Origin of the sequence: Mycetohabitans sp. B2, assembly GCF_021733735.1 — a bacterium.
In the GTDB taxonomy this organism is placed as follows: Bacteria; Pseudomonadota; Gammaproteobacteria; order Burkholderiales; family Burkholderiaceae; genus Mycetohabitans; species Mycetohabitans rhizoxinica.
Genome location: NZ_JAHKSP010000163.1, coordinates 1 through 258, shown reverse-complemented (window position 1 = coordinate 258; position 258 = coordinate 1). Strand labels below are relative to the sequence as shown.

Sequence of the window (258 nt, the reverse complement as noted above, 5' to 3'; positions counted from 1 at the left end):
AGGCAGCCGGATCTTTATGCACATCGGGTGCCGCCACAACCAGGGTAGCGCCATTGAGTAAGGTCCAGAAAAACTCCCAGACAGACACGTCAAAACTCACGGGTGTTTTCTGAAGCACACGATCGGCCGTCGTCAAACCATAAGCTTGCTGCATCCACACCAGACGATTGACGAGCGCCTGGTGCTCATTCTGTACACCCTTCGGGGTGCCAGTGGAGCCGGACGTATAGATCACATACGCCAGATGCCGGGCCGTCA

The 258-nt window shown here is 56.2% G+C and carries 1 protein-coding gene; it reads right to left on the bottom strand.

All coding sequences use genetic code 11. The annotated features are described in order from the left end of the window. Positions 1–258 (bottom strand): AMP-binding protein (locus KPG66_RS17230; RefSeq protein WP_237071659.1); only part of this gene is annotated, 258 nt, incomplete at both ends.